The sequence below is a fragment of the Rhizobium cerradonense genome, from assembly GCF_030182455.1.
In the GTDB taxonomy this organism is placed as follows: domain Bacteria; phylum Pseudomonadota; class Alphaproteobacteria; order Rhizobiales; family Rhizobiaceae; genus Rhizobium.
Window position 1 is genome coordinate 1 of record NZ_JAQJCK010000024.1, and the last position, 23,165, is coordinate 23,165.

Below are 23,165 nucleotides of genomic sequence, written 5' to 3' on the forward strand. Positions count from 1 at the left end.
ATGGTGATAGGGAAGAAACCGACGTAAAAACGCCAGGTTATCCTCCCCCCATTCGACGATCTCGTCAAAATCGTCGCATGCGCCGATCGTCCCGCAAACGACCAGAAGAAGCACCTCGGGTAACGGATGGGCGACCCGCCATTGCTCCCGCTCATCCTCAACGAGACTAAAATGGTCCAGCAAAACCCGCAGCCGCGGGCGATCGTCTTCAAACATGTCGGCCTCCAAATCACCGACACTCTTGAATCACACCCAAACCGTTCAGGGAAGAAACGTTAACCCGAGTTCAGAGCCGTGCCTCGAAACCGCTTCCCTTGACGTCGGATCAATCGTGTTGAAGCAAGGGCTGGAGCAAGCCTGGTCCCAGGAGGCGGTTTCAGGTGCATGGGGCAGTACTATTCACAGGATGTGCGATCGGGCCATAGCATCCGCACTCGAGGGCGTCAGCGGAAGCGTCAGCTACATAGTCGACAACACGCGCTTTCTACCTCGGTCCATCATAGCCAGCACGCCTAAATACATTACGGACCGCCACCTGTGGGAACACCAACCCGTCAGGGGTTCCGTGGAGCTGCAGCAAGGCTGCGGCGGAATAGAGCCTGGTCCGAAGGACGTGCCTGTGAAATCACGTGGCACCGATGGGAAAACAAATGAAGAACGATTTACGCCGTGCTATGCCTATTCACGGCACCTCGTTTCATAGGTGATGCAGGGATAGACAAGCAGGATGCTGTGATGCTGAAAACCGATACCCGCCAAGCGAATTGGCGCCGTGCCAATCCAGGCAAATACGATGCTCACCTTGCTGTGCAGCGAGCGGTGAAGGCAGGCGAGCAAGAAAAGCAAATATGCGAGGTTTGCGGGGTCGAAGCGGTCGATGCCCATCATGATCAATACGATGAGCCTTTAAGGGTGCGGTGGTTATGCCGACGGCATCACACCCGGCTTCACCACTACGGCGAAGATATGTTTCCGATCAGGGACTTGATCACTGGCAGCGACTGCAGAAACTGACACGCAGTCCAATAACTGTCCGTACGGGGCAAAATGACCTGGTCATAAATTATCTTGGCAGGCTTTCGAACAGAGGAGATATTTCGGACAGCCTATTCGGCCTAAATTGACCCATACCGCACCTTTGCCTAATCTTTCAATTTCGTTGCGGAGGTGTGGCGAACTGGAAAAAGCCTGTCCGACAAACGGACGTTTTGCGGGCCGTGCAAGAGGCTGCCGCGCACTTGAAGATTGGCAAGCCCGCGCTCTACAATGCACTGAAATCGGAAAGGAAATGAAATGGCGAACCGCGACCGACTGTTCTTGCTGCGCCCGGGCTTTGACGATTCTGCCTATCCAGGTCAGCAGTTTTATTGCTGGCACTGCGCCCTTCTGGAGGGGGTGCTGGCCTCGTTCCCGGATTTGGCGATGAAGCTTAATGTCGAGCGCATAGAATGGCCGAGACCCAGACAAAGCGTCATCGCCCTTGTTGGAGAGCAAAACCAGTCCTTGCCCTTGCTGGTACTAGCGGAGGGAGACAGCTCGCCTCATCAAACAGGGGTTTATGAGGGGCGCATCTTCATCGCAGAGAAAGACAAGATCCTTGCCGCGCTATCGGATCGGCACTGCTTTCCGCTCCCACATCCATAACCAGTGAAAAGCGGTTCTTCACTCGTTCTCAAAAGCCGGACAGAATCACCACTTCGGTGTCGTGACGCCTAAAGGGAGAGGACATGAACGGATGAGACTGGTACGCCTGACCTTGAATGCCGCAGTCTTGGTGCTCGGCCTTGGCGCAATCTTCTTTATGATCGGCGCCACACTTGAATTTCTGAGGATCGATGTGGGCATGGCCGACGTGTTCCGTAGCACCATCTATTCATCGATTTGCACGATCCTGTTGGCATTCGCCGCCGTCTGCCTGGACAAAGCCAACCAAGCATTGTTGCGGAAATAGATGCTCTGAGGCGTGGGTGGGGCCATGGCCCCTGCTCGCGATGAGGTCTCGGAAGATAGCCAATCGGTTAAAGAGGAACCTGCTGGCAAATCACTTAGACCTGAGCCCGAGGCTGGCATACGCAGCCCCCTCCATCCATACCAATGGTCTTGCAGCGACGGTAAATGACTTGCAAATCGCGCATAATTAGGTTGATCAGGGGTTGTAGGAAAGCACTACCGGTGTGGCGGATATCCAAGTTCAACTGTGCGCATATCCTTGGTGGCAAGGCGGCCATCACTTGACGCGGAGAAAGATAATCGCGACATTTCAGAGATGACTATATTCAACCTCCTCGCTGTGAGAGTTCAGATCCGGACCGGCACCTTTGGTGCCAGTACGCGCTGCATCTGTCCTTCGCCTTGTCAGCAAGGCGGTCGACGCCGGTTGGGGCGAGCGGGAGGTTGCCGCAGCACTCGAAAGGCTTTCCAGGAATTCGATGCCAAGGGCCGGATGAAGCCATCCTCCTATTATGATCGTGTCGTCGATGTCTGCGAGGAGCTGGCAAAGTTCACCTGGCTGACGCGTGATGCGTCCGGCTACCTGACAGACCGCTACAGCGAGCGGAAAGAGGAGGCCGAAAAACTCGAACAGCGCGTGAGCCTCAAATCCATATGACGATGATCAGCACCGAACGACCGCCCGTCGCGGCTATCCTTGCCCTCGGTCTCACGCAGATCATCGGGTACGGATCGCTCTATTACAGCTTCAGCATCCTCGCACCGGGCATAGCGCGGGATCTGAAATGGTCGTCGAAATGGATTTTTGGCGCGTTGTCGGCCGGTCTCCTGATCGGCGGCTTGGCGGCCCCAGCCATGGGCAAGTGGATCGACCGCTTTGGTGCCGGTCGCGTCATGACAGCCGGCTCGGCGATTGCCGCCGCCGCCCTTGTGGCTTGTGCGTTTGCCTCTGGCAAGATTGCCTTCGTCGCCGCCCTGATCGCGCTTGAGACGGCTTCCAATCTCGTGCAGTACGGTGCGGCCTTCGCGCTTCTCGTTCAGATCAGACCAAAGGTCGCCCAGCGCAGCATTACCTACCTGACGCTGATCGCCGGCTTCGCCTCGACGATCTTCTGGCCGATCACGACGGCGCTCAACGCGCATATGTCGTGGCAGAATGTCTATCTGGTCTTCGCTGCGCTCAATGTCGCTGTCTGCCTGCCGATCCATGCGTGGCTGTCGTCCAGCGTCACCAGAAGCCGCAAGCGTGCATCGGCCGAGCCTGCAAAGCATGTCGAGCCAAGTCTCTCTCCGTCGATCCGCTCGCCAGCCTTCATGCTAATGGTAACAGGCTTTGCGCTGGAGAGCTTTGTCAATGCCGCGCTCCTCGTCCACATGGTCCCGGTTCTGTCGGGACTTGGGCTCGGAGCGATGGCGCTCATGGTAGGCACGCTGTTCGGCCCGTCGCAGGTGCTGAGCCGGTTCATCAACATGGTCTTCGGAGGCGGCCTACCGCAGCTGGTGCTGGCGCTGATCTCCGCCGTGCTGTTGCCGGCCGCGCTGGTCATCCTGATTGTCACCGCCCCCTCCGTGCCAGGCGCACTGGTGTTCGCCGTGGTCTTTGGCCTCGGCTCGGGCTTGAGCAGCATCGTGCAGGGAACCTTGCCGTTGGCGCTCTTCGGCAGTGAGGGTTACGGCCAACGACAGGGACAGGTATTGGCCATCCGTCTGGTGGTCTCGTCGACGGCGCCCTTTATCCTGGCATTCCTGATGACGAACGTCGGGGTGTTCTGGTCACTAACGGTTGCCGCCACTGTCGGCGCGATTGCCGTATTTGCGTTCGTCGCAATCAGCCGGCTGGCGCACCTGCCTGACCCTTCGCATCTCGCTCTTAACCGTGCCGAGACCTGATCTTTTCAACAGCCTTTGCGAAGGATCGAAGACAGTCCGCTCAACAGATCTCGAGATGTCCTCGACGGTGCCGCAAGGATCGCCATATCGCCAACCTCGCACGCCTTGAACCAATTCGAACTACCGACCGGAACGAAATTTTGCAAGGTACTGAAAACACATTCATTTCGCGATAAATCGAATGGCCCATGGTTTTGACGCAACGCATATTTTAGGAGGATGCTCTCGACAAGCGATCGCGCCCCTTATGCGCGGTTAGCTTTCGGCTCGACCATAGCCCAATTGTCGTAAGTTCTCCGCCACCCGCCCTTCGACCGAAAGCGCATCTTCCGACCACAGTTCTGCGATCGCGTTCAATACGCGGTCGAGCTCCCATGGTAGAACAGACCTGCCCTCGATTTGTGTGAATGGTCCGTCAGATTCGGTTAACAGGCGATCACGGGGGATCATTTTGACGATATCCCGGCCCTTCTGACCATGGATCATCCCTGGTCCCACGCTGAACCAACAGCCCATGGAGACGGCGCGATCCAGCTCTCGCTTTGTCCCCGAAAACCAATGAAGGATTGGTGTTCCTGCGCCTTTGTGCGCTTCGAGTGCGTCCATTACTTGCGTGGCCGCCCGCCGACTATGAATAGTCATTACACGACCGCCCGCCTGGTCGCATAGATCTAAAATGCGATGAAACACCCGCTTTTGGGTTTCCCAGTGGGGTCGCAATTCGGGTGAGCCGTCTAACCCGATCTCCCCTACGTATGTGGCTGATGGCAGGAGTTTTTCAAATAAGGGAAGTTCGCCATGGCGTTCATGTGCAATCTGTGGGTGCAGCCCGAGCGCCGTTCTGATCCGCTTTGCCTTATGTGAAAGAGCAAGCGTACCTTCCCAAGCCGAGGGCGTGTTAGTGACAGAGAGAACATAGATATTCCGGCTCACGCAGGACTGCGTGACCGCAACAGGATCCGGGTACAGATCAAGATGGCAATGGAAGTCAATCACTTAACACCATATAGTCGATGCAGCTCACCGAGTTCGTTTAACCCTCGATCTAGCATGCCGCGGACACCGTTACGATCACCAATATCCGGAGGCGACAAGGTGTGGCCAAGCCACCGATCGAGGCCGTCAGCTTTCACCGAAGCCAACGCTATGGCAACGGAACGAACATCATCGAACGACGCGTGGTCTTCATCATCCTTTCCCAAGGGCTCGTAGACGTAATCCGTCGTATCGCGCTTCGCGTCCCATGCGACGAATGCTGCCCGTCTCACTTGACAGGGAACGCAGCGACCGCAGTGCCGGTAATTGAACCGCTGAAAGCGCCCACAGCTGGTCGAATGCGCGGCCTCGGTCTGAAGGAAAATCTGGTCCTTGCATTCGATAAGCATCTCGCCCTTCGTTTTTTGGGCGTAGGGATTTTCGATCTTCACGTTGAGGCTTGCGGCATCGAGGATCTTCTGGAATCGCGTTAGGAAGACAGGGTGCGCCGTGCGCGTGCTCAGGCTTCCAAGCCGGGAACCGGTGAGCGGCGGATTGATCGCAATGAACCCATTTTCGCAAACGTAGAGCGGGGCGGTGTTGCCTTTTGCGTATTTCTCCAGCGATGTAGCTACGACCACGCCAAAGGTCAAAAAGATCAGAGAGCGCGCTCGCTGTGACGTTTCCTGCACGGTGGGGGAAGTCGCAACGTGATTGAGCTGCAGGTGCTTCGTCAGACCAATTTCCTGTGCGAAATCCCGTTGCTTCAGACCGTCCCCTCGAACGTTCTGGCTGACTGCCACCGGCTTCAATCCATCACGAGTCAGATCGATTGCGCCAACGAGACTGTCCAATCCGCCGGACAACAACACGACGCAGTCTTCTTTCAGCACCGAAATCTTCTTCGGCGGAGCGGGTAAAACGCCGCCGTCATGAAACCGAAGCTTCCAGCGGTCCGTTGTCAGGAACGCGAGCGCCTGCCGAAATTCGTTGGCCATCGTATTCCAGAAAGCTCGGTCGGAAACGGCGACATCGAGTTCAATCTCTCTAGTCCAGCCATCGGCGCTGTCATCCCGCAGTACCGAAAAGTCGGCGGTGATGATTGAAAGTGCGATCGAAAGCAGATCCCATGCCCGTCGATGGGGGTTCAGCCCCTTTCGCCGAAGCTCTGCCTTGACGGCTTCACCCGCACTTGCCTCCGAGGGGATGCGTGGCTGACCATACAGGACAACACGCAGATCGCCTTCTTCCAATGGAAGCTCGAACGATCCAGGTCCACAAACGAGCCTCATTCTGCGTATCCCTCGAAAACCTGAAAGGTATCCCGTAGTGCATCTCTAACCACCGCGGCGATACGGTTCGAGTTTACGCTCTTGCCCGCCGCTCTGAGTTTGCGAAAGGAAGCAGCTACGGTCTGCTTGATGTAGTCACGCACCTGTTTCAGGCGACTGAGAGCCACTGTGGCGGTGGGCGCTTTCTCGATGATTGTTTTTCCGACATCGAGTTCGAACCGACGAGCAACATCCATTGCGGTGAAACGCTCGATGGCGAATTCACGCTGTTCCGGTGTCAGGGCAGCCAAATCGGCATCAGGGTACTTCACCAAGAGATCCGAAAGCGAGTCCTTGATGGCGGTTCGTTCAGCCTCGGCGTCCTGAGTGCCGTCGACCGGCCGAACCGCTTCGACGACAGCATCCATCACCTCGTTCGCGGTGCGGCCCGCAAGAAGCGCCGGATCCAGTGCACTGCCTGCGGGCTGTTGCCCCATAGTTTCGAGGATGCCGCCGAGTGCACTGGCTGTGGAAGCGGTCCCACCAAATCTGCTGGTGGTCGTCCTCGATCCGCCGTAGCCGTTACGCACGTAGTTTCCCAAGCTGCGGCGCATATCACTTAAGTTTCCGGCCTTCGCAAATTCGCCAAGGCTTCGGCGGGTACCAGCGAACCGGTGACCGGGCGCGAGAGGGGCCGCTGGTGGCGGCACGTTAGGCGCAACGGGTTTGTTGGGAGCGGCATCTACCGGCTCCTGCTCCGGCGGATTTAGATCTGGAGCGGGGTCTGGCGGCGCGTCCGGTGGTTGATCACCGGAAGGCGGATCTTCCGCCGGTGGCGCGGGGGTCCACGCGGGCACCATGTGGACGCCTCCCTTGGGTCCGTTACTTGATTGAGATGTCCCCATTATTGTTCGGCCTTCTCAATCGCTCTTTTGACCACCAGCGGCACGCCCGTGCGCTTCCATTTCTCGAAAACGCCGTCCGCCCAAGGTTGGTCTCCGATTTTCGGAACGATCCCCGGAGTAATCTGCGCCGGTGGACGATCGTTCAGAAATGCCGCCAATCGTAGTCCTTGCTGAGGATCGGCTTTCGCAACCGCGAGGCAGGCTTCCAGGATAGCTGGAACTCCCCATTCTTGTTCTTGATGAGCACGGTCCAGGAGACGATCCATAATGATCGAGGTTTCTACGCGCGACACGCGTGCCAATTTGTCGACCAGGGCCGCAGCCATTTCAGGGTGGGTGAGCATTGCGGTCAATATTTCGGCCGCTTCGGTCGTTAAACGGTCACCGGGCGTTATGAGCGGCGCGTGCTCGCGGCTCACATACAAAGCGCCCAACAACTTCGCATCGTGTAGCGGCGGAGGCAAAGCCAGCCATTCCCTCGAGAAAGGAGCATCCCAGGGCGCGGCAAGGTTTAGGTCTTTTCCCTCTGTGGCCGCTTCTTCCCAATCCTTCAGGAATCTGGGTTTGCCGTCATCGTCTTGGCTAACGGCCTTCAATAGTTCGGCGTAAGCCAACGGGCTACCGAGACGTTCGAACAGGAGAAGCTTGGCGAGGACCGCCTCATCCACGCCGACGCCCTGAGCATTGGAGATCGCCATGCGGATAGAAAGTGCATTCAGGAAACGCTTGATCAGTCGGGGATTACCGACGATGCCCGAGGCAGTCGTCATGATAGGCGCAAGCCTTTCAGCCGTATCAAAACGTCCGATAAGATCTGCCGGTATGTTCTCGTGCAGTCCCGTTACATATGCCTTGTCGACGCGCGCGCCCTGCCACGTCTTTCGCAACTGATCGATTATCCCAACCCGCAGTTTTTCCTTTACGTCGTCCTTCAAGTCGCTGTTTTCGATGTAGAGCAACATCATGTACGCGCGGACTTCCTGCGTTCCCAAGGGAGGAACGCGGATAGGCACCTGGATCAATTTGTCGAAGTAGCTCGTTACAAGTAGATCGTCGGGAACGCCTTCGAAATGCTTGCGGACGGCGTGTTTGATCATGTCGTTGTCGGCCGCGATGACGAATGCCGTATTTTTCAGAAACAGGAACAGCCGTATGGCCTCAAGGGTCGAGATCGTCGTCTCGGGGAGGCAACGGTCAAGGTCGTCGATCAACACGACAAGAGTTACCCCAAGCTCCTCAAGGGTCTCCTCGAAATTATCCCTGAGGGCTTGGATTTCCTTAGGTGGTGAGGTTTCCTCTGCCGGATTGAGAAGCCCGGAGGCAGCACTTGCCACCTCACCCGCTTTCGATTTGGCGTCTTCGATTAGTTTTTGGTCGACGGAACCACCTAGAAACCGCTGCCCCAGCCCCCACACTTCGCCGATGAGCCCAGTTGGAGGAAGTCCCATCGACACCGCTATCGCCGAACCGGCAGCGAGCTTCATTGCACGCAGCCAGTTCACGCGCTTGATGAGCGCCTTGGCCTTGTCTACTCCTCTTTCGCGCGCTCTTGCTTCCTGCTCTAGCTTCGTCGCGATGACGTCCATCAATGCGGCGCGAGCGTCGTCATAACCTTGGTAAAGCCAAGCATTGAATTCGACGAAGACGAAGTCCTTCTCGCCTTCTTTCCTCTCTCGGTTAGCGAGGGATGCTTGGGTCAGTTTTATCATGGAGGATTTTCCAATGCCCCATGATCCCGAGACACCGATTGAAATTGGGCGCCCCCGCGCCTGGACGATGATTTCCGCTACGGTGTCGGCCACTCCCGAAAAATTAAGGAAGTCTTTTTCAGTCTCATTATCTGCCCACATTCAAGGCCTCCCCCGTCGCACCTGTCGATAGTAAAACCATCGCACCGAGACGTCGCACCGATGATTCGCGTCACCCTACATTTGCAACGTATTGTTCGCGCCGAAGCTGTGTCAATTTGGAAATTCTTGCCTCGCTGGAAATAGGGAAGTCGATGTACATCGAGAAGGTCAAGATAAAGAACTTCAAGTGTTTCGAAGGCTGGTTCGCAGCCGATTTCAATCGGGGCGTCAACATCATCGTCGGCAACAACGAAGCCGGAAAATCCACGCTGCTCGAAGCTATCCATCTATGCCTGACGGGTATGCTGAACGGGAAATACCTGCGCAACGAATTATCTCCCTATCTTTTTAACCGGAAGGTCGAGCGGGCGTATCTGGACAGCATCGCCGCGAAACAACCTCTCGATCCGCCGGAGATCCAGATCGAGCTGTTTTTCGGCGGTGATAGCGACGCGTTGGAAGACCTGCGCGGAAACGGGAATTCCGAGAAAAACGACAAGGCTCGCGGCCTTCTCTTCTCGATCGAGTTCGACAAGAAATATGACGGTGCCTATACCGAGTTGCTGAAGAACAGGGAGATCAACTCGATACCCTTGGAATTCTATCAGGTGCAATGGTCGGAATTCTCCCGCCAACCGGCGATGCCTCGCACCATTCCCATTAAATCGGCCCTCATCGATTCAACAAGCACGCGTGTGCAGAGCGGTTCGGATATGTACATCTCCCGCATCGTCAGAGAGTTTTTGGACGACAAGGAACGTGTTGCGATATCCCAAGCCCACCGCAAGCTGAAAGACGCCTTCAAGGCCGACGGCAATGTCGGCGCCATTAATGAAAGATTGGCGGAAGCGGCGAAGATCAGCCGAAAAAAGGTCAGCATCTCGGTCGATATGTCGTCTCATAATGCCTGGGAAAACAGCCTCATGACTTATATCGAGGATGTGCCCTTCCACTATATCGGCAAGGGCGAGCAGTGCATCGTCAAAACGCGACTCGCGCTGAGCAGCAAAAAGAACAGCGAAGCGACCGTATTGCTGATCGAGGAACCGGAAAACCACCTCTCGCACTCGAAGCTCAACCAGCTCATCAGCGATATCAGCACCGACAATAGCGGCAAGCAGGTCATCATCACCACGCATAGCAGCTTCGTCGCGAACAAACTAGGACTGGACCACCTGATCCTGTTACGGGAAGCGAAGGTCACACGGATCGAGGATCTGGACGCGAGCGACTTCTTCCATAAGCTGCCTGGCTATGACACGCTGCGTCTCGTGTTGTCGCAGAAGTCGATCCTTGTAGAGGGCGATGCGGACGAGCTGGTCGTCCAACGGGCCTACATGGATACCAACGGGGGAAAATTGCCGATCGACGACGAGATCGATGTCATCTCGGTCGGGCTTTCGTTCCTGCGTTTTCTCGAACTGGCGACGGCGCTGAAAATCCCCGTCGTGGTCGCAACCGACAACGACGGGGATACTGCTGCGCTTGAAAAGAAGTACGCCAAATACAAGGACGTCGATCATATCACAATCTGCTATGATCCTGTGGTGGATAAGGGCGACCTGGTCCTCGGCGGCAAGCCTTTCAACTATAACACCCTTGAGCCGAAACTGGTCAAATCCAATAGCGTCGAGACCTTCAACACGCTGTTCGGTACCAAGCATGATCTCGATAACCTTCATCGTTATATGAAGAACAACAAGACCGAATGCGCGCTGGCGATTTTCTCGGCGAAGACGAAAATCAGTTATCCGAAATATATTCTGGATGCGATCGCCAAATGATGGGGCCGAATAAGCTCGTCATTGCTGCGGCAGGCTCGGGGAAGACCACCTACCTCGTCAGGCAGGCGCTTGCCGTTGAACAAAAACGGGTCCTCATCACCACCTACACGGAATCGAACGAAAAAGAGATCCGGCGCAAATTTTTCGAAATCAATGGCTCGGTTCCGGGCAACGTGCATATCCAGACCTGGTTCAGTCTGCTGATCGAGCACGGCATCAAGCCCTTTCAAGGCAAGCTGTTCGATTGGGATGTCGCTGGCATGCTTCTAGTTTCGCAGAGATCCGGTTTGCGCGGGCGCGACCGGCAAGGCCGTCCCATGTATTGGGGTGAGGAAGATTTCAGACGCTGCTACTTCGACCGTCGAAATCGCGTCTATTCAGACAAATTGTCGAGGCTGATGATACGGTGCAACGAGGCATCGGACGGCGCTGTCATCGAGCGGCTTTCCCGTATCTATCACTTTATTTTCGTAGATGAGGTGCAGGATCTGGCAGGCCACGACCTCGACATTTTGGCGGCGCTCTTCCAAAGCCCCGTCAACGTCGTCATGGTGGGTGATCCCCGTCAGGTCACCTATGTGACCCATCTGGAGGCTCGCCTTAAGAAGTACAGGGATGGCGGCATTGCCGACTTCATTCGGGCGGAACTTCCCCGAAAGGTTACCTGCGATATTGATGTGACCAGCCTCATGACATCGCACCGAAATAGCACCGCTATCTGTGAACTATCGTCGAAGCTCTATCCAAAGTTGGCGGCTGCGACTGCATGTAAATGCGTCGACTGCAGGCAGCCGGTCCCTGGTGATGCGGGTCTCCACATCGTCCGACGTAACGATCTGCCACGCTATCTCAAGACCGGACGACCGGTACAGCTGCGATGGAGTTCCGCCGTTAAGGTCGCATCTGTAGAACTGCCGTCGCTTACATTCGGACGATCCAAGGGACTCGGTTTTGACCGCGTCATTATCTATCCGACGAATGAAATGATGGACTGGCTGAAGAGCGCCCAATCGGCGTTGAAAGCCGAAACCCGTGCAAAACTCTATGTTGCCCTAACCCGCGCAAGGCATACGGTAGCGGTGGTCCATGACCTTGCCGATGGTGAAGTCGTTCCAGGATTCACATTGTTCCAGTAGCGAAAATCTCCGGAAAATGCACCCTATATAGATCTATGATTTCATCCTTGGCGGTGGGGCATCATCTTCCGATGATGACCTTTTTCTAGGTAGCTTCGTTGAATTCCCGATACAGCTCGATTGTGGGCAGATGTGCATCGATAGTCTCGCGCACCTTCGCGGCCATCGGCAGGTTGTTTTTCTCGTTTTTCCACACATCCATAAACCGTCCGACCGTCTCGCGTGCTGTGTCGAGGACCAGCTTTTCGGACAGCGCCGACTTGGCGGCCAGATGTGCAAGCTCGTCCTTCGATAGCTCCGCCATTCTTTTCGTGCGTGAAAAGTTAAGCGCGGCCGTATCCTCTCCCTCGATATAGGGGATTGTCGATAGCAGGTCGTAAGCCGGCGAGAGCGCAGGGGTACGGCGATCGGGGTAGATCAGCGACCAGTTCTTCAGATGCATGTCGCCATTGCCGATCAGTGTGCTGAAGACCAACCGGCGGATGAACTCCGCCACGTCGGCCGTGCTCGTCTCGATGCCGAGGACGCGGGCGATCATCCGGTAATTGCCCTTGCTGTACTTGTCATCCGGCTTCACGCCAAACACCTGCGCAAAATCCTCGATATGCACCGGACCCTCCGGCGTACGGTCGAAACGCCTAATGGCGAGCGCCTGCCCGTGCAGTTCTCCTACCCCCTGTGGCAGGCCGCTCACCGCATCCAGCTCGACCAGCTGGATCTCCGGCACGTCCATGCCCATCATCGCGGCGATGGTCATCATGGAGAATTCGTTCTCCGGCACGCCGCTATACTGCTGGGAGGGCAGCTTCACGATCCATGATCCACCGGTACCCTCGGCCGGAATAGTCAGGCCGCCTCCCTTCGTGGTGTTCTTGAAGGCCGAGAATTTCAGCTGCACACCGGCCAACGAAAAGCGCAATGCATTCGGTCGCGCTTCGACAGAAGCCTGCTCGTCATCGGGCGGCAGGTCATCACCCACGGTGGGATGGACCGTCACTGCACCGGGCAGATCACGACCGAGCATCCAGAGCAGGAAGAATTCCCGCGTCTGTTTTACGCCAGCACGCTCGGCGAGGTATTTTCGCAGCGGCCCTTCCGGCAACAGGTTCGAGAAGAAGGGTGGGACCACCATGTTATATGGGCGGAACTTCGTAATCAGGGCGCCGAACGGGTCCTTGAAGGACAAGCTGAGTGTCGGCCGCTTTTCGTTTTCGATATAGTCCTCGTTGAATGCGAAGATGGTGCGCCCGTCCTGCAGGTTCGTCAGGGTCGCGACCGGTTCTCCGTTTAGCCTGACATCGAGTACCGTGACCTTAGGCATCATCGTCCTCCTCATCCAGCGCGTAGGCCGAGCGCGGGATTGCGTCATCCCGGTCGCGATGCACCGCGGCGTTGCGCAGTTGCCTTATCTCGCGAACGATCGCACCCATTTCCTGACGTGACATCTTGTCGGTCTGAGAATTTTCAAGGCGGTTGGCTGCCCGCCTGAGGATGTCCAGCTCGTCGGGAGTCAGTGGCAGATGGCGTAGGAGGCCCAGGCTATCCTTGAACGCGTCCGCGTCGGCACTCGTCCCGACCCCATACCCGTACTGCGCAGACGATCGCTCGAGACGCGCGACCAGTTTGCGTTGGTCAGATGTGAGGACGTCATTCGACGCCGAACTACTTTCGAGGATGTTGCGGATCGCCGGCATCAGCTTCTTCGGCGCAAGGACGATCTCGAGGTCGAGCGCGCGCGCCACATCCACCAAGCTGCCGAGCCCAGGCTCCATTGTACCCCGCTCGATCTGGGAAATATGGCTCTGCGTCAGGCCCGAACGAGCGCTCAGCTCACGCTGGCTTACTTTCTGTCCTTCCCGGGCAGCGCGTAACTGCTGTGTTATATGCTCTGTTTTATATGCCACGATCATTATCCTGTATCGCATGATGGGAGATATACAGGATAATATATAGACAATTCCGTAAGGCAGCGCAACTCTGATATACAGATCTGTATCACTGAACATTTTTATATATAATCATATGTCAATCAGCCATGATGACTCATCATACCGGCCTAGCTTCTGTAGCCGCCCATGAGGGCGCGCAACATATCGGCCTGTGCAGACCCTGCCGGCATCGTATCCACTGTGAAAGGGACATTGATATAGGCCTGCCCGTCAGGTTGCGGCTGCGCATGCACGCCGAATTCCTCAAAAAGCCGGTAACCGACCGCCCCGACATCGATCAGCGCATCATAGCTCGGCCACTCACCACGCGTATCCCATAGGCCGCGCAGCTGCTCCACCAGCCGGCCGATCGCCCTGACCAAAGCCTGATCCTCGGTCGGCAATTCTGGCGCCACCTCGCAGAGGTTGTCGGATTCGTTCATCCCGTCCAGATGGCCGAACAGGTAGGATGCGATCCGCAAGGGCTCAAGAATGACAATACCGACTTCCTGAAAGACCCGCACCACATTGCCATGCAGGCGATAGGACCGGATGGCATCGTGCGCCCTGCCGCGGCAATCCTTCAACCGAACGGCCAAATTGTCGCGGAAACGGGCTTCCTCGTTGACCGCGAACCCCGCCGACAAACGGCAGACCGCATATTCACCCCGGCAGGCTTCGGCGAAGTGCTGCTCGTGATCGCGGATGAAATGCCCGGTCGGCGGACGAAAATGGATGCCTGGAATTGGTCCTCGCGAAAGGCGATTTCTTCGACATGTGCGCATTCATGGGCGATGATGGCAATGGCCGTGCGGAAATCCTCTTCATCGCGATCGGCCCCCTCGAGCACAATCGGGCATACCGGACCCGCGGACAAAACGATATGTGTCTTCACGGCGTCGCCACGCATGACCACGACACTCTTTCCGACGCCGGCCAGGCCCTCGTCATTGGTGCGGCTCAACGGCGCCAGCCCTTCGACGCCCCGATCGAGGTCGCGCAGCGCCTCGTCGTAATCGACCGCTACGGTCACACCGTCGAGCGCGCTGATATCGATATATTCCCCGACCTCGCGCAGAATGTGGAACATCTGCTGCCCGAGGCATTCGGCGCCGTACTGGTTGGTGATGCCCTGTACCGTCACCTGAATCTGCGGAAGCGTGGAGGCAGGCACCTCTTGTCGCGGCGTGTCGCTCGTATCCATATTAGCCCCTCTCTCCCCTCACCTCATGCGGTTTCACCCAGCTGCGCCTGCCCGCCGGCGGCAAGCACCTTATAGCGGGCATGCAGGTTATAGAATGCTTCGTCGCCCACCATGGTGAGTATCATGCGCACAAGGCTGAAGACGCACAGCAAAACGGAGAGGCCGAGTATGTTCAGCGTCTCCTGCAGCTCGTCTTCCTCCAGCAGAGGATCGAGGCTGAACAATGCGGTCCCGTCCGGCAGGAACGAACGATGCCGTAATAGCGAGCTGTAGGTGACATGTGCCGTGTCGGCCGAGATCTCACGATACATGTGCGCCATGCGCGGGAACTGGCTGTCCTTGCTCAGGTCACTCGGCTTGAGCTGCGCGCCCTTCTTGTCATTCAGGAATTCCTGCAGCAGCTTATGCGAGCCGGCATCAAGGTCCGTCTGCATGTCCTTTAACGCCTTGGCTCTCGACCATTTACTCGTGGCTTCGTCATCCTTGAGCGCCTGCAAATAGTCAGGCTTGCGGCACGCTGCATCCATATGGATCGCGCATTCGACGACCTTGCGGCAGGTACTGCGCACATCGAGCACCTTGTCATGCTCAGCGAGCAACAATGCCGTGTCGAACAATGTCAGGGCACGGGCGAACAGCGCGAATTTCACGAACAGCAGTTCGGGCTCTTCGCCTTCCGGCGCATCGAAGCTGTCCACGTCCGCGAGCTTCGCCGAGCCATGCGGAAATCCCTCATCCATTGCAGCCATGCTTCATTTATCTGGGGCTGATCATCATTCATGCGATTCTTCCTGGTTGCCACCGGTACATGTGGAGTCAAATAGCTATCCGGAGGATAATCCCACCGCCAAATGGTTCGGCGGAATGCGATGCGACTATGCGATAATCAGGAAGTCGGCAGCCGTCAGCGCCAAACCTTTGTCGAGAGAGGCGAACTGGACCGCAGCAGCCTTTTCCGTACCGTCAGCCTGGTACTGGAGAGCACCCGTGTCTTTATATGGCCGTTCCTACATCGTGGCGAACGTGAACGGAATGCGGAAGCCGCAATTGCCGTGCTCATCCCATTGGAAGAAGAAGCCACCCTCGCCCAGCACATCGATGATGATCTCGCCGATCGGTGCGAATTCGCTTCGATCTTCCCATTGCCCGTACCTGGCCCACAGTTCTCTTAGCGCGGTGCGCAGCCTTTCGAAAAACGGCGCGAACCAATGCCCTCCCAGCGCCCTGCGAACCGCAGGCACATCGTCTATCGTCAAGCCGTGACCGTCCATATGGCCGAGCAGATAACTGCCGCTCGTCATCAGGTTCTGGTAATACCGCAGGACCTCGGAGAGTATTCGGTCATGGTCGTGATCGGTGCGATAGCGTCGGATACATTCGTTTGCCCGGTTCATCGTCTCGTCGAGATGGGTGATGAATGCATTGGTGTAATCCTGCAGAGGATCTCGGCCGAACGGGGCTGCGATGCGGCAAGCCGCATACTCATCCCAGCAGGCGTTTTCGGCCTGCCCTTCGCAGGCATCTGCGGCATCATCGTAGATTTTTTTCAGCAGCGTATCGGGGAACGCCTTGTCAGTCGTCATGGCGAGTTCGACATGTGCGCATTCATGAGCGAGCAGATGCAGGGAATGGGCATAGTGCTCATCTTTCTCGTCCGGCAGTGAATAGATATAGGCAGCGTTCAGTACCAAATGCGATTTGAGAATACCGTCACGGATGACGCTCGGCGCCATCGCAACGCCTTCGACCAGCTCGGAGCTGGGCGTTAGGCGGTGGTCCGTCTCATATCCTCTATCGAGTGCGAGAAGCGCTTCCTTGTAATCGACGGCGATGGTGATGCCGTCCAGCCGCTCGAGATTGATGTAACGGCTCAACTCCCGCACATAATCGCCGACGCAATAGGCGAGCTTCTCGCCTGCTTTTTCTTCCATGCCTTGGACTGAAATACCAATGCTGGGCACGGTGATCGGTCGCTCTTCCTCGGTGGTCTCCGTCATGCTTCCTCACTCTGACTGCAAATGCGTCTTGGCCCAGACCAGCGCGCTCAACGCCCCTGCCCTTGCCTCTTCCACGGATGCGAATTCCTTGTTGCCGCTGCGGGTCGCACCGTTCTTGCGGTTCGTCACCACCACGCCAAAGCCTGCATTTTTAGGGAATACCGTCAGATTATACCCTTCGGTGTTGATGTAATCATTGCCCTTGGCCGAACGTTTCCATGAGCGCTCGGCCCATGTCCTACGGCGTTTGGCGAGGCTCCTTAATCCCCTCTCCCGTTCTTTCGGACGGACATAGTCCTCTTCCATATGTTCGGCACAGACGCAGTCAACGGCCAATGCTTCCGTGGTCTGGCCGTGCTCCATATAATGGACGTAGCGGATGGTGACGCTTTCGCACATTTCGCAAAGCTGGGAAGGCTCACCCAAATCCTCGATCCCGACACATGACCATCCCTTTTTGGGCACCCCAGCTTCGGACCATTTGCCATGACTCGTGTGATCCCTGGTCATCGCGTCCACTCAATCTTGACGTCTATTTCACGATACTGAGCTTTGAGCGTCGGACTTCACCACCCTCATTGTCGGTACCGTGCTGGGGCAGAATACAAAATAAAAGTCGTTCGACCTCAGTCATTGGAAGCGATAGCTCATCGGCAACGTCCACGAGACTTTTCCGCTCCGCCCAAAGCTGGGATAAAACCTTCCCCCATAGCACAGACGTTTCCCTGGGGATGCCATCAGGCTCGCTCGTGCGATAACCGCGTTTCCCAAGCTCGATACATATGGAACGGTATTGCCATTCGGAGAGCATGGGTCTGGTAAGATGTGCCAGTCGGTATGCCAGCGCCATTGCCGAGACGCGCCACCTTTTCTTCGCCCGTAAAATGAGATCAGCCGTTATAAGACGGGGCATTCTGACCCTAACGTCTTCCTCCGGCATTAGAAAGGCGGAAGCGAAGCGGTTTGCCTCCACCTCGGCCGTGCGTGTATCTTCGTCCGCGCCTGAGGTTTGGCCATGCCTGTGCAGGACCAAATGGCCCAGTTCGTGAGCCGCATCAAAAATACTACGCTCCGCCGATTTGAACGAATTCAGAAACACATACGCTTTGTCATTTTGCCAGAACGAGAATGCATCGACATTTGCGGTGGTTTCTTCTAGCCCCAGGACGCGGATGCCTTTGGCCTCCATCAGTTTCATCATGTTTGCGATGGGTTGGTAACTGAGGCCCCAGTGCTGGCGGAGAGCATCGGCGGCAGCTTCAGGTGTCAATTCCGGGTCGAAATGCGGCAAATCCAACGCCGGTAGATTGTATCGATTTTCAAGCCACTCATAGACTTCGACCCCGTTATCGCCGGCCGAAAGGGCAGCGTTTCGTTCTTTCGCGGTCATGCTCGACAGGCTGCGAAAGCTGACGATTTCTGCTGAAAGGAGTGCGGGGTCCTCCTTGAAGAAAAACTGCACGGGATAACCGAGAACCTCTGCGAGCTTCTCAAGTGTTCCAGAATCCGCCTGGTTCTGACCGGTTTCAAGCCGCGTGATTGTGACCGGCGATACGCCGGCCTTTTCTGCGAGTTCCTTCGCTGTCAGCTTCTGCCTTTTCCTGGCGAGGCTGAGTCTCTTTCCATTGAACATGATTGTTCGGCTTTATTTTCGACTGACGACGATATCCAGATCCGGATCGTTGGTCGGTTCATTGATGCCAAAATCGACCGCGTCCAGATCGCCACCCTCAATCAAAAATACGCGATCGATACAGCGAAGGAATTGGCCATTCTTCACCACAGGTAAGCTGAGTTCCATTGCGCCAAACTGATCGACCATCAGGTAATATGTTTTGTGGTCTCCATGAAACTTGACCACGCTGATAGGGAGGTCGATACCGGCAGCTTCAAACATATCGCCACAAGCCACGCGCTCGGAGCCAGCGCCTTTTCGAGACCGCGCTCTAGGATCCGCTTTGCGGCAGGCTTGATTGACATTTACAAAGAGAACTCGAAGCTTGAGGACGTCATTGCGGATGCCTTCCACACCTTCCTCGCTAAAGATCTCCCAATTTCCACCGAGGTTTTCGGCTCGAAGGCCCTTCACTCCGTCCATATACGCGAACATGCCGGCGGCATTGGTGGGATGCAGTGGTGAGGCAGTCGCAGCAGCAGCAAGTGCGTGATGACCTGCCGCGATCAATTTCTCACGCTCAAGTTCCAGACGAGCAAGGTAAAGGTCGCCAATCTCAGGATCAGTGATTGTCTTTGGGCTGATATTTTCCATGCCGCCTACTCATGTTAATGTTCTCTACCTCATTTGTGGAGGAAAAAATTAACATGGTCAAGCTAGAAGAATGTATTCGGCTAATTCACAGGACGCTCCAGGCGCGAAACCTCCCCCGCCCCGTCATCTCGCGCAATCCGAGCTCGCCAACGATCCGCCGCGCCGCCTGCGGCGTGACGCCCAGCGTCGTTACGACCATCTTAGCCGACACCAGCGGTTTCGCCATCACCAGCTCGACCAGCTCCGGCAGTTTTGACGACGTCCGGCGCCCGTCCAGTTTTCGGTCCATCATCGTTTTCACCAGCGTCAGCCGATCATGCTCTTTCAGCCCGATCTCGGCGGCCGCGACCAGTCCATGGGCGATGGCGAGCAGCCGGGTTTCTCGATCGCGATGTCGGCGCCGATCGACGGGAATGGTTTTTAGTCCGAGATTGATGGCTGCGAGATGTGCGGCCGTGGTGACACCGGCCTGGCGGAGGATCGAGGCGGCCAACAGTCGTCCAAGCCAGGGCGCGTGCTGCAGCACCGCAATCTCGTTCCAGGCATCGAGGGCGACAATCGCCTGCAGCACCGCCGGCAGATCATCGGTCTGCCTCAACACGTTGCGCCACTCGCCCAGCCGCGCGTCCTCGTCCCAATCGAGATCGTAGATCATGGGATCTTTTTCTTGCGCGCCGGCCCGTCCGGACCGTGCGTTCTCGATCGCCGCCTCGGACCGGGCCAGCAGCGCATCAATGGCGGCATAATCGACGCCAGGCAGATCTTTGGCGTCGTCAGCATCGTCCCCCTCCCCTATCGGCTCGACAGCGACAGGCCGCTTGGCGGCGGCGCCCGACTCAGCATCATCGGCCCTGACCGATGTCACATCCGAGGTTTGCCTGAGCGTGCGAATGCCGTCGGGCGACAGTGCCCAGACCGGTGGTTGCGCGGCAATGCGTCGCCGGGTGCGCAACGCGTCGCGGGCGATTGTCAGTTCATGGGTGGGTGTGCGAATATCGCGGGTGTCGTCGTGGAGGACGAGGTCTTCGAGGTGAACAAGTTCGCCGTCGATCCACAGCGAGGCGCAGGCGTCGGCAAAGTGCGACCGTTCGATCCACCCCTGTCCGACCGCGGAGCGGGCGATGCGCTCGTCGAGACGCGCCAACTCAATGCCGGCTCGAAAAGTGTGGCTTCTACTTTGTTATTTCAAATGGGAAAACTTCATATGTCTGTTAGGTTTAGCCGATAAATGAAGGGCGATTTTCCGCTAACGATTTCACTGAAACGTCTCTTTGCCAAAACGATTTCAAGATCGAACATCAATGTCGGCTCGCTCGATCGAGGGAGAGCAGTGGTCGGCGTCGTCAAAGGCGTGCCGCGCTTATGCAAAGGTGCGACGTGCAGCTTCATCACGCTGGCAAGCATTACGCGTAGTCGGTCGCGCTACTCGGCGGCTGGCTCGGGTTGCGTTCTGGTGCGCCTTGCCGCTGGCTTCTTTGCCGCTGGGTCCGGAAGGTAAGCGGGCGCGGTCGTGCTGCGTTCCGCTACAATGAATATCAGCCTGTCCACGGCCTTCGCCCTTTCCTTTCCCTCTGGCAAGGACTCGGCAAGATGGATTGCCAAAAGCGTGTCCTGCATTTGCGCCAGACGGGAGAAGAAGAAATTAAGCTGAATCAGGCTTCGGTTATAGAGATAGAAATAGCCTCCGCCGATGAATTGAAGCAGTACACCCGCTAAGGGAACGATATATGCCGTCCCATCGCTTCGGCCCGAGGAGAACGCCCACCACGTACCCCCAATGATCGTCCCGAAACCGGCAACGATGGCGGTCAGGCTGGCAGTGTAACTCCTGCGCGCCTGACTTTTGTTCATGATGTAGTATTCGATCAGCTGACGGAGGTTCGCTTTGATGCCCTGAATAATGTCGTCGTCGGACTTGGCAGCGCTTTCGGTTTGCGGCGCCATCTTGGCATCGCCGCCCGCGCCTCCAGACTGCGCGTCGAGCAAGGGAGTGAAGCTGGATGCCCACGCCCTGAGAAGCTGGTCGTCGCTGTCACGATCTACGATTGCCTTGAGCTTATCACGGTCGATCACGCTGAAAGCGACCATCACGAGCATGAACAGGGCGAAGACGACCCCTATAGTGATGCCCGGCTGAAGGTCGTGCGGCTTATATTCATAGCCTTGCACGAACACGTGGCTTGTTGCCAAATAGAAGACGACATAGAAGCTTCCGGCAATGGTCAAAATGGAAATGATTGCGACCGCCCAGCGAACCTTCGGCGAGTACCGAAGGACTTCAACGATTACGAGGATGACGGTAAGAATAAGCTGATACATGAAGCCCCCGCCGAACAAATTCGCGACAGTCATCTGTACTCTCTCAACCTTTACGAATCGTGCCTATACAACCCTGGCGCGGAATAAATCGAGCGGGCGCGTCGTCACTTCAATGGCGGCAGCGTCATGCCCTTAATGCTATCGGCCACGGTCGGCCGCTTCCGCTTCCCGTCCGCGTAGGGATCTGGCAGAGCCCGTGCGGCCTTCTTCACGGCCTCGATGTCATAGCCGACCGGACGGCCAAGCAGGAACGTCTCCACAAATCGGTCAACAAGCGACTGGTCTGCCAAAAGATTGGCTTTGACCGCCTTGCGGAAGGACGCGATATCCGAACCATTGGTCAGGTAGCCCAGATTCCGTGCCTCGGTGAGGTGCTCATCAACCCTCTTCTGAACGCCCTTGCCCATGCAAAATGCACGGACGTAACGCACTAGCGACGTGAACAGCAGCTCCTCGCTATGCATGAGGAGCAGCTTGTCTTTCAGGACTGCTCGGAACGCACCGATAAGCTCGCTCTTCTCGAAGACGTGCCGGTAAAACCGGACCACAGAATCCTCCGCATCGCCTGCCGTAACTTTGTTTTGGGGCGCGGCCAATATGTAGAATGGCGCGCGGGTCGTGACATGAATTTCTTTCACGAGATGAAAGCTGAAACAGGCCAGCGAGATGACGCACAGGTTATTGGCCGTGGCTATGTTGATCGCGCGCAGTCTCTCTGTGATCTCGGCCCAGCTGCAATCCTCGTTCGAGGCGACGATATGAATACCCATGTCCTCATCGCCATGGGTATCGAAATGGATGATCGGCAGCAGGCCGTCTTCAACCACCTTCGCCACATAATCCAAGAATCCCAGAAGATCAGCGGCGCTCTTCGGCTCAAATTTCATGAAGAAGATCTGGTTGGCCTGCAACAAGGGTTCCAAATCTTCGAGGACGCGGAGGGTCACCCCGTGCTCGCTCTCATGCAGGGACGTGATCCAGATCACGGAATTTACGCTCACATGGGATTGGATAGTCGCGGTCTTGGTCATTGGTCGCAAGGCCATGCAGCTTTATAGGGAGCCATCAACGAACGCTCGGCCGGCCAGGTTCCCTTCTCGGGATGCGTCGTCACCCAGTCGCAGCCAATCACGATGGCGCGGGCGACATTGGCGCCCTTCGGGATGCAGAATTTCCCGAGAATGCTCTCCCGAGCGATCCCGAGCATTTGCTCGTCCTTCATGCCCATCTTAACGACGCTATCGAATACAATCTCATCCTCGCGCCATTTCTCCATGAAGCCCATGACGTAATTTCCGGCAAGTGTGATGCTGCTCTTGCAGTCGCGCGCCAAATCCTGGGCCATCATAGCATTGGCGCCGGTCGCAAAAAGGGCGGCTGCAGCCGCCAGTATCATCCGTTTCATGATCTTCCCCAACCCAAGTTGGGGGCAGATTATCGAGTGCAACCGGTAACTGCAACAGGGTCAATTCGCTTGCTTCCCTTGGTTTTTCTTCACGTACCCGTGGCCGTGCGCAGTTGTCCGATGCACCTCGAGCTTGACGCCAAGACCGCCCTGCTCGCGCTGACGCAGTTCAATGGTAAAGAACTTTCGGTACCGTCCTTTGATGGGCGCGGCGATGAAAAGTGCATGTTCCACCGCCGATTGGGATGAAAATCGGAATTGCTAAGTGGTGGCGCAGCCAAT

23 protein-coding genes and 2 pseudogenes are annotated in these 23,165 nt (G+C 56.6%); 7 read left to right on the plus strand and 18 right to left on the minus strand.

Annotation, left to right across the window (positions count from 1 at the left end; translation table 11 throughout):
* Nucleotides 1-216 (minus strand): transposase family protein (locus PH547_RS29930; RefSeq protein WP_285170276.1); only part of this gene is annotated, 216 nt, incomplete at its 3' end.
* Between the two features lie 519 nt (nt 217-735).
* On the opposite strand from PH547_RS29930, the gene PH547_RS29935 reads away from it, so the two are divergent.
* From PH547_RS29935 to arsK, 5 genes and pseudogenes are all read left to right on the plus strand, one after another.
* Nucleotides 736-1,014, plus strand: a complete 279-nt coding sequence (locus tag PH547_RS29935) for a hypothetical protein (RefSeq protein WP_082960277.1) — start codon at nt 736-738, stop codon at nt 1,012-1,014.
* 279 nt (nt 1,015-1,293) lie between these two features.
* Nucleotides 1,294-1,644, plus strand: coding sequence for a DUF3088 domain-containing protein (locus tag PH547_RS29940; protein WP_004119910.1), 351 nt, complete (start codon nt 1,294-1,296; stop codon nt 1,642-1,644).
* Between the two features lie 91 nt (nt 1,645-1,735).
* Nucleotides 1,736-1,951: a hypothetical protein gene (locus tag PH547_RS29945; protein ID WP_004119909.1), complete on the plus strand. Its 216-nt coding sequence runs from the start codon at nt 1,736-1,738 to the stop codon at nt 1,949-1,951.
* A gap of 450 nt (nt 1,952-2,401) precedes the next feature.
* Nucleotides 2,402-2,608: pseudogene (locus PH547_RS29950) on the plus strand (arsenical resistance protein ArsH); the annotation flags it as partial.
* Complete coding sequence (gene arsK, locus PH547_RS29955; protein WP_004119907.1) at nt 2,605-3,840, plus strand: arsenite efflux MFS transporter ArsK; 1,236 nt, start codon at nt 2,605-2,607, stop codon at nt 3,838-3,840. The pseudogene PH547_RS29950 and the gene arsK, both read left to right, overlap by 4 nt.
* Before the next feature lie 255 nt (nt 3,841-4,095).
* Here the strand turns inward: arsK and qatD are convergent, their stop codons facing one another.
* The 4 genes from qatD to PH547_RS29975 form a co-directional block, all read right to left on the minus strand.
* Nucleotides 4,096-4,836 (minus strand): Qat anti-phage system TatD family nuclease QatD, encoded by a 741-nt coding sequence (gene qatD / locus PH547_RS29960; RefSeq protein WP_004119906.1) that lies wholly within the window; start codon nt 4,834-4,836, stop codon nt 4,096-4,098.
* Nucleotides 4,833-6,068, minus strand: a complete 1,236-nt coding sequence (qatC, locus tag PH547_RS29965) for a Qat anti-phage system QueC-like protein QatC (protein WP_240535453.1) — start codon at nt 6,066-6,068, stop codon at nt 4,833-4,835. The genes qatD and qatC overlap by 4 nt, the downstream gene beginning before the upstream one ends.
* 35 nt (nt 6,069-6,103) lie before the next feature.
* A complete protein-coding gene (gene qatB / locus PH547_RS29970; RefSeq protein WP_240535452.1) occupies nt 6,104-6,700 on the minus strand; it encodes a Qat anti-phage system associated protein QatB in 597 nt (198 codons plus the stop codon).
* A 290-nt stretch (nt 6,701-6,990) separates the two neighbouring features.
* Nucleotides 6,991-8,841 carry a KAP family P-loop NTPase fold protein gene (locus PH547_RS29975; RefSeq protein WP_004119903.1) on the minus strand — a complete coding sequence of 617 codons (1,851 nt, stop codon included), beginning with the start codon at nt 8,839-8,841 and terminating at the stop codon, nt 6,991-6,993.
* A 152-nt stretch (nt 8,842-8,993) separates the two neighbouring features.
* Between PH547_RS29975 and PH547_RS29980 the strand changes: the two genes are divergently transcribed.
* The gene (locus PH547_RS29980) at nt 8,994-10,625 is read left to right on the plus strand and encodes an ATP-dependent nuclease (protein WP_004119902.1); all 1,632 of its coding nucleotides are present in this window, start codon (nt 8,994-8,996) and stop codon (nt 10,623-10,625) included.
* Nucleotides 10,622-11,761, plus strand: a complete 1,140-nt coding sequence (locus PH547_RS29985; RefSeq protein WP_004119901.1) for a UvrD-helicase domain-containing protein — start codon at nt 10,622-10,624, stop codon at nt 11,759-11,761. Before PH547_RS29980 ends, PH547_RS29985 begins: the two co-directional genes overlap by 4 nt.
* 85 nt (nt 11,762-11,846) lie before the next feature.
* Here the strand turns inward: PH547_RS29985 and PH547_RS29990 are convergent, their stop codons facing one another.
* The 13 genes and pseudogenes from PH547_RS29990 to PH547_RS30050 form a co-directional block, all read right to left on the minus strand.
* The gene (locus PH547_RS29990) at nt 11,847-13,082 is read right to left on the minus strand and encodes a type II toxin-antitoxin system HipA family toxin (protein WP_004119898.1); all 1,236 of its coding nucleotides are present in this window, start codon (nt 13,080-13,082) and stop codon (nt 11,847-11,849) included.
* A complete protein-coding gene (locus tag PH547_RS29995) occupies nt 13,075-13,665 on the minus strand; it encodes a helix-turn-helix domain-containing protein (protein WP_015341966.1) in 591 nt (196 codons plus the stop codon). The genes PH547_RS29990 and PH547_RS29995 overlap by 8 nt, the downstream gene beginning before the upstream one ends.
* Before the next feature lie 152 nt (nt 13,666-13,817).
* Nucleotides 13,818-14,276: a hypothetical protein gene (locus PH547_RS30000; protein WP_240535451.1), complete on the minus strand. Its 459-nt coding sequence runs from the start codon at nt 14,274-14,276 to the stop codon at nt 13,818-13,820.
* Nucleotides 14,273-14,893, minus strand: a complete 621-nt coding sequence (locus tag PH547_RS30005) for a hypothetical protein (RefSeq protein WP_065091792.1) — start codon at nt 14,891-14,893, stop codon at nt 14,273-14,275. The genes PH547_RS30000 and PH547_RS30005 overlap by 4 nt, the downstream gene beginning before the upstream one ends.
* A gap of 23 nt (nt 14,894-14,916) precedes the next feature.
* On the minus strand, nt 14,917-15,642 hold the full coding sequence (locus tag PH547_RS30010) for a DUF5677 domain-containing protein (RefSeq protein ID WP_240535450.1): 726 nt from the start codon (nt 15,640-15,642) through the stop codon (nt 14,917-14,919).
* 258 nt (nt 15,643-15,900) lie between these two features.
* Complete coding sequence (locus tag PH547_RS30015) at nt 15,901-16,890, minus strand: hypothetical protein (RefSeq protein ID WP_065091793.1); 990 nt, start codon at nt 16,888-16,890, stop codon at nt 15,901-15,903.
* 6 nt (nt 16,891-16,896) lie between these two features.
* Nucleotides 16,897-17,400, minus strand: a complete 504-nt coding sequence (locus PH547_RS30020) for a hypothetical protein (RefSeq protein ID WP_004119886.1) — start codon at nt 17,398-17,400, stop codon at nt 16,897-16,899.
* A gap of 22 nt (nt 17,401-17,422) precedes the next feature.
* Nucleotides 17,423-18,523, minus strand: a complete 1,101-nt coding sequence (locus PH547_RS30025) for a helix-turn-helix domain-containing protein (protein WP_004119883.1) — start codon at nt 18,521-18,523, stop codon at nt 17,423-17,425.
* Between the two features lie 12 nt (nt 18,524-18,535).
* Nucleotides 18,536-19,159 carry a hypothetical protein gene (locus tag PH547_RS30030; protein ID WP_004119881.1) on the minus strand — a complete coding sequence of 208 codons (624 nt, stop codon included), beginning with the start codon at nt 19,157-19,159 and terminating at the stop codon, nt 18,536-18,538.
* Nucleotides 19,160-19,244: 85 nt separating this feature from the next.
* A pseudogene (locus PH547_RS30035) lies at nt 19,245-20,321 on the minus strand (RHE_PE00001 family protein); the annotation flags it as partial.
* A gap of 260 nt (nt 20,322-20,581) precedes the next feature.
* Entirely contained in the window at nt 20,582-21,511 is a 930-nt protein-coding gene (locus PH547_RS30040) for a TRADD-N-associated membrane domain-containing protein (protein ID WP_004119876.1), read from the minus strand.
* Between the two features lie 71 nt (nt 21,512-21,582).
* On the minus strand, nt 21,583-22,509 hold the full coding sequence (locus tag PH547_RS30045) for a hypothetical protein (protein WP_065091794.1): 927 nt from the start codon (nt 22,507-22,509) through the stop codon (nt 21,583-21,585).
* Nucleotides 22,506-22,883 (minus strand): Rap1a/Tai family immunity protein, encoded by a 378-nt coding sequence (locus PH547_RS30050; RefSeq protein WP_004119872.1) that lies wholly within the window; start codon nt 22,881-22,883, stop codon nt 22,506-22,508. Before PH547_RS30050 ends, PH547_RS30045 begins: the two co-directional genes overlap by 4 nt.
* Nucleotides 22,884-23,165: the final 282 nt, after the last annotated feature.